This window comes from Streptomyces viridosporus (genome assembly GCF_002078235.1).
GTDB lineage: Bacteria > Actinomycetota > Actinomycetes > Streptomycetales > Streptomycetaceae > Streptomyces > Streptomyces viridosporus.
Map to the genome: position 1 here is coordinate 1 of NZ_MSGP01000513.1, position 5,065 is coordinate 5,065.

Consider the following 5,065-nt stretch of genomic DNA (forward strand, 5'->3'; position numbering starts at 1 on the left):
TCCGGCGGGGTTCGGCGTCTGCGAAGGAGGCGTCAACTCCCGCTCCGGCGAGGAATCTTGACGCCCATCGGTGTGTTGTCGTGATGCGCCGGACCCCCGACGGAACACGCCGCGTTGTACAACGTAAGCTGTACCGGTCCCGAAAGGCGGCAATCAGGGCCATAATGCCCGACACCATCCAGCGACGCCGCCGGGCGTGAGCCCGGGCGGGCGTGTCCGAAATAGTATGCATTGCGTTGGCAGTGTAGAACGGGAGATGTGACGGCAATGGCTACGGAGACTCCCCTGCTGAACGCAGCGTGCGCCGTCCCCGTCCAAGGCAGCCCGCGATGACGTCCACCGCCGCGGTGCGCGCCGTCGATCCCGAGCGCGCCACGCTCGACAAGGTCGCCACCGAGAACTTCCCCGTGGCTCCCTTCTTCCTGCCCGGGCCCTGGCGCGACGACCTCATGGCCGTGTACGGCTTCGCCCGTCTGGTCGACGACATCGGCGACGGCGACCTGGCCCCCGGCGGCGGCGACGCCCGCCTCCTCGGTGTCGGTGCCGCGGAGGCCGAGGACCGGCTGGTGCTGCTGGACGCCTTCGAGGACGACCTGCGCCGCGTGTTCGACGCGTCCGCCGACGGGCCGCGCCACCCGCTGCTGCGCCGGCTCCGGCCGACGGTCCGCCGCCACGCGCTGACCCCCGAGCCCTTCCTCGCCCTGATCGCCGCCAACCGCCAGGACCAGCTGGTCAAGCGGTACGAGACCTACGACGACCTGCTCGCCTACTGCGAGCTGTCGGCCAACCCCGTCGGCCGGCTCGTCCTCGCCGTCACCGGCACCTCGTCACCCGAACGCGTCCGCCGCTCCGACGCGATCTGCACGGCCCTGCAGGTCGTCGAGCACCTCCAGGACGTCGCCGAGGACCTCGGCCGCGACCGCATCTACCTGCCCGCCGCGGACATGAAGCGCTTTCACGTCCAGGAGGCGGACCTCGCCGCGGACACCGCCGGCGCATCGGTGCGCGCACTGGTCGCGTACCAGGCCCAACGCGCCCGCGACCTGCTGAATGAAGGCGCCCCCCTCGTGGGTAGCGTCCACGGCAGACTGAAGCTGCTGCTCGCAGGGTTCGTGGCGGGGGGGAGGGCGGCCGTCCACGCGATCGCCGCCGCCGAGTACGACGTACTTTCCGGCCCACCCAAGTCCGGCAGGCTCCGGTTGCTGCGCGAGGTGGGCGTGACTCTGCGAGGAGAGGGGTGATCCGGACCGTGGAGTCGGAACCGCACACGTCCGCACCGGTACTCGCCGCCTACCGCTACTGCGAGGCCGTCACCGGACACCAGGCCCGTAACTTCGCCTACGGCATCCGGCTGCTGCCGACGCCCAAGCGGCGCGCGATGTCGGCGCTGTACGCGTTCTCCCGGCGCGTCGACGACATCGGCGACGGCGCGCTGGCGGACGACGTCAAGACCGCCCGGCTCGAGGACACCCGGGCACTGCTCGCCCGGATCCGCGACGGCGCGGTCGACGAGGACGACACCGACCCGGTCGCGGTCGCCCTCGCCCACGCGGCCGCCCACTTCCCGATCCCGCTCGGCGGCCTGGACGAGCTCATCGACGGCGTCCGGATGGACGTGCGCGGCGAGACCTACGAGACCTGGGACGACCTGAAGGCCTACTGCCGCTGTGTCGCGGGCGCCATCGGACGGCTCTCGCTCGGGGTGTTCGGCACGGAACGGGGAGCGCGCGGCGCCGAACGCGCGCCCGAGTACGCCGACACCCTCGGCCTCGCGCTCCAGCTCACCAACATCCTCCGGGACGTCCGCGAGGACGCCGAGGACGGACGCACCTACCTGCCCGCCGACGACCTCGCCAAGTTCGGCTGCTCGGCCGGGTTCGGCGGACCGACCCCGCCGGAGGGCTCCGACTTCGCGGGCCTCGTGCACTTCGAGGTGCGCCGGGCCCGGGCCCTCTTCGCCGAGGGCTACCGGCTGCTCCCCCTGCTCGACCGGCGCAGCGGCGCCTGCGTCGCCGCCATGGCCGGCATCTACCGCCGGCTGCTCGACCGCATCGAGCGCGACCCCGAGGCCGTGCTGCGCGGCCGGGTCTCCCTGCCCGGACACGAGAAGGCGTACGTCGCGGTGCGCGGCCTGTCCGGACTGGACGCCCGGCACGTGACCCGCCGGACCGTCAGGAGGCGCGCTTGATGGACACACCGCTTCCGGGTGACGCACCCGGCGAAAAACGGCGGGCAACCCTCCGCCACGACGCCGCGTCCCAGACTGAGACGATCGGCCGTGCGCCGTTCCGGCACGGCGGCCGGGCAGGGGAGGGTGCACGATGACCCACGGCACACGATCCGAAGGGGCGCTCACGAACGAGCCGGTACCGGCCGGGAGACACGCTGTCGTGGTCGGCGGCGGGCTCGCCGGTGTCACCGCCGCGCTCGCGCTCGCCGACGCCGGGGTGCGCGTCACCCTGCTCGAAGGGCGGCCCCGTCTCGGCGGGCTCGCCTTCTCCTTCCGGCGCGGCGACCTGACCGTCGACAACGGCCAGCACGTCTACCTGCGCTGCTGCACCGCCTACCGCTGGTTCCTAGACCGCATCGAGGGCGCGGAGCTGGCACCGCTGCAGGACCGGCTCGACGTGCCCGTCGTCGACGTCGCGCGCCCCGAGGGGCGGCGGCTCGGCCGGCTGCGGCGCGACGCGCTGCCCGTGCCCCTGCACCTGGGGCGCAGCCTCGCCGCGTATCCGCACCTCTCGCTCGCCGAGCGGGCCGCGGTGGGCCGGGCCGCGCTCGCGCTGAAGGGGCTCGACCTCGCCGACCCCGCCCTGGACGACCAGAATTTCGGCGACTGGCTCACCGCGCACGGCCAGTCGGCGCGTGCCGTCGAGGCCCTGTGGGACCTGGTCGGGGTCGCCACCCTCAACGCGGTCGCGGGTGACGCCTCCCTGTCGCTCGCCGCGATGGTGTTCAAGACCGGCCTGCTGTCCGACCCGGGCGCGGCCGACATCGGCTGGGCGCACGTACCCCTGGGCGAACTGCACGACCGGCTCGCCCGCAAGGCGCTCGACTCCGCGGGCGTGCGGACCGAGGTCCGCGCCCGGGTCACCGCCGTCCGCGCGGACGGCGACGGGGGATGGAGCGTCCGGGTCCCCGGCGAGACGCTGCGGGCGGACGCGGTCGTCCTCGCCGTACCGCAGCGCGAGGCGTACGAGCTGCTGCCCGCGGGCGCGCTGGACGACCCCGAGCGGCTGCTCGGCATCGACACCGCGCCGATCCTCAACGTCCACGTCGTCTACGACCGCAAGGTCCTCGCGCGGCCCTTCCTCGCGGCCCTCGGCACCCCCGTGCAGTGGGTCTTCGACCGCACCGCGGCGTCCGGGCTGACGGAGGGCCAGTACCTGGCGGTGTCCCAGTCGGTCGCCCACGACGAGATCGACGAGCCCGTGGCCGTGCTGCGCGAGCGTTACCTGCCCGAACTGCGGCGGCTGCTGCCGCACACCCGCGGCGCACGGGTGAAGGACTTCTTCGTCACCCGGGAACGAGACGCCACGTTCGTTCCCGCCCCCGGCGTCGGACGGCTCAGGCCCGGCGCCCGCACCAAGGCACCCGGCCTGTACCTGGCCGGCGCGTGGACCGCCACCGGGTGGCCCGCGACCATGGAGGGCGCGGTCCGCAGCGGCGTCGGCGCGGCGGACGCCGCGCTGGGCGCCCTGGGCCGGCCCCGCCCCCGCCACCTCTTCGCGATCGAGGAGGCGGCATGACGCTCGACCAGCGCGGCGCGGCAGACCTCCGCACCCCCGGTACCGCAACAAGAGGAGAGACTGTGCCCACTGTGCCCCCGGCCTCGCAGGCCGCTCGAAGGACCGCGGTGGACGTGTCCGCGCTCCTGGAGCGCGGCCGGACCCTGGCCACGCCGGTACTGCGGGCGGCCGTCGCCCGCCTGGCACCTCCCATGGACACGGTCGCCGCCTACCACTTCGGCTGGATCGACGCCCAGGGCCGGCCCGCGGACGGCGACGGCGGCAAGGCCGTGCGCCCCGCCCTCGCCGTGCTGTCGGCCGAGGTCACCGGGGCCGCGCCGCGGACCGGCGTCCCCGGCGCGGTCGCCGTCGAGCTGGTCCACAACTTCTCGTTGCTGCACGACGACCTGATGGACGGCGACGAGCAGCGCCGGCACCGCGACACCGTCTGGAAGGTGCACGGCCCCGCCCAGGCCATCCTGGTCGGCGACGCCCTGTTCGCCCTGGCCAACGAGGTGCTGCTGGAACTCGGCACCGTCGACGCGGGCCGTGCCGCCCGCCGGCTGACCACCGCGAGCCGCGCGCTCATCGACGGCCAGGCCCAGGACATCTCCTACGAGCACCGCGACCGCGTCAGCGTCGAGGAGTGCCTGGAGATGGAGGGCAACAAGACCGGCGCCCTGCTCGCCTGCGCCAGCTCCATCGGCGCGGTGCTCGGCGGCGCGGACGAGCGCACCGCCGACAGCCTGGAGAAGTACGGCTACCACCTCGGCCTCGCCTTCCAGGCCGTGGACGACCTCCTCGGCATCTGGGGCGACCCGGAGGCCACCGGCAAGCAGACCTGGAGCGACCTGCGCCAGCGCAAGAAGTCCCTCCCGGTCGTGGCCGCGCTCGCCTCCGGCGGCCCCGCCTCCGGGCGGCTCGGCGAGATCCTCGCCGCCGACGCCGAGAGCAGCGACTTCGCGAACTTCTCCGAGGAGGAGTTCGCGGCCCGCGCCGCCCTCATCGAGGAGGCGGGCGGACGCGAGTGGACCGCCGAGGAGGCGCGCCGCCAGCACACCATCGCCATCGAAGCCCTCGACGCCGTCGACATGCCCGACCGGGTGCGGGAGCAGTTCACGGCGCTCGCGGACTTCGTCGTCGTACGAAAGAGATGATCACTATCGGTCGAATAGCCCTCGCGTAGTCGCCGGCCGGTGTTGCGGGGAGAACAGCACCGGCCGACGGCGGACCCACAGCAGACACCACGACTTGCAGGACTGCACGAAGGGGAAGCCATGACAGCGACGACCGACGGAAGCACCGGGGCGGCCCTGCCGCCCCGAGTGCTTCCGTCG

Annotated in this window: 5 protein-coding genes; all 5 read left to right on the top strand. The window is 73.8% G+C overall.

Annotated elements, in window-relative coordinates; all coding sequences use genetic code 11:
• Positions 1-329 precede the first annotated feature (329 nt).
• The 5 genes from hpnC (at position 330) to B7L92_RS30950 (ending at position 4,885) form a co-directional block, all read left to right on the top strand.
• Positions 330-1,241, top strand: coding sequence for a squalene synthase HpnC (gene hpnC, locus B7L92_RS30935; RefSeq protein WP_081240644.1), 912 nt, complete (start codon positions 330-332; stop codon positions 1,239-1,241).
• Complete coding sequence (gene hpnD, locus B7L92_RS30940) at positions 1,238-2,188, top strand: presqualene diphosphate synthase HpnD (RefSeq protein ID WP_081240645.1); 951 nt, start codon at positions 1,238-1,240, stop codon at positions 2,186-2,188. Before hpnC ends, hpnD begins: the two co-directional genes overlap by 4 nt.
• Positions 2,188-2,325, top strand: a complete 138-nt coding sequence (locus B7L92_RS43740) for a DUF6380 family protein (RefSeq protein WP_368656274.1) — start codon at positions 2,188-2,190, stop codon at positions 2,323-2,325. The genes hpnD and B7L92_RS43740 overlap by 1 nt, the downstream gene beginning before the upstream one ends.
• Positions 2,322-3,749 (top strand): hydroxysqualene dehydroxylase HpnE, encoded by a 1,428-nt coding sequence (hpnE, locus tag B7L92_RS30945; RefSeq protein WP_081240646.1) that lies wholly within the window; start codon positions 2,322-2,324, stop codon positions 3,747-3,749. Before B7L92_RS43740 ends, hpnE begins: the two co-directional genes overlap by 4 nt.
• A gap of 71 nt (positions 3,750-3,820) precedes the next feature.
• Positions 3,821-4,885: a polyprenyl synthetase family protein gene (locus tag B7L92_RS30950; protein WP_081240647.1), complete on the top strand. Its 1,065-nt coding sequence runs from the start codon at positions 3,821-3,823 to the stop codon at positions 4,883-4,885.
• Positions 4,886-5,065: the final 180 nt, after the last annotated feature.

Bases quoted from the DNA above. Each gene is read 5' to 3' on its own strand.
- hpnC (WP_081240644.1), top strand. From the start codon at position 330: ATGACGTCCACCGCCGCGGTGCGCGCCGTCGATCCCGAGCGCGCCACG.
- B7L92_RS43740 (WP_368656274.1), top strand. From the start codon at position 2,188: ATGGACACACCGCTTCCGGGTGACGCACCCGGCGAAAAACGGCGGGCA.
- hpnE (WP_081240646.1), top strand. From the start codon at position 2,322: ATGACCCACGGCACACGATCCGAAGGGGCGCTCACGAACGAGCCGGTA.